Source organism: Oleiphilus sp. HI0125, from assembly GCF_001635355.1.
In genome coordinates, this window is sequence record NZ_LWGF01001441.1 from 1 (window position 1) to 1,003 (window position 1,003).

Genomic DNA, 1,003 nt, shown 5'->3' on the forward strand with positions numbered 1-1,003 from the left:
GCCCGGCTTTTGTTTTTTGGTGCGCAGTAACTTCTTAGTAACATCCTACTCAAGTTGCATGTGATTAGACACAACAATTAGAAAGGCATTTAGGAGCTCACATGCTCAATAAATATCCGGCTTGGAAATATGCATTGATCGCCCTGATTTTGGTGGTCGGTGGTATTTATGCAACGCCTAATTTATTCCCAGACGATTTCGCGATTCAGGTGACGGGTACTCAAAGTACGACCGTTGCTGATCAAGAACTTGCGAACGACATTAGCGAAGCGCTTGAACAAGCAGGTATCAATCCCAAAGCGGTTGAATTGCAAGACCGTCTTGTATTGGCGCGATTTGATTCACCTGAACAGCAGCTGAGTGCGAAAACTGTACTTCAGGATGCGCTTGGTGATGATTTTATTGCTGCGCTGAACATGGCACCAACTACGCCAGATTGGTTGAAAGCACTTGGTGCAGGGCCAATGAAGCTAGGTTTGGACTTACGTGGTGGTGTTCACTTTTTGCTTCAAGTCGATATGGAAAAAGCGCTAAGTCAGCGTTTGTCTGTATACGAAAGTGAAATTAAGAGTGCGTTGAGAAATGAGCGTATCCGATATAGAGCTTTCTCGATTGACGGCTTGGACGGTATAAAGATCAAATTCCGTACCGCTGAAGAGCGTGATAAAGCAACTTCTTTTGCGGCGACAGAATACCGCGAGTTCACACGCACCGATCAAGATGAAGAAGATGCGGCTTACCTCATCTTGCGTCTTTCAGAACAAAGCGTGAAAGAGATTGAAGACTATGCCGTTCAACAAAACTTAGTCACGCTTCGTAATCGTGTTAACGAGCTGGGCGTTGCAGAGCCATTGGTTCAGCGCCAAGGGCGTGATCGTATCGTAGTTGAGCTTCCAGGTGTTCAGGATACTGCAACAGCTAAACGTATCATTGGTAAGACGGCTAACCTTGAGTTCCGTTTGGAAGCCAAAGCTGGTGCGTCAAGTAGCCAAACTCAGCGTTT

The 1,003-nt window shown here is 46.1% G+C and carries 1 pseudogene; it reads left to right on the top strand.

Features of this window, described 5'->3' with window-relative positions:
* Positions 1-101: 101 nt before the first annotated feature.
* A pseudogene (gene secD / locus A3762_RS24540) lies at positions 102-1,003 on the top strand (protein translocase subunit SecD); the annotation flags it as partial.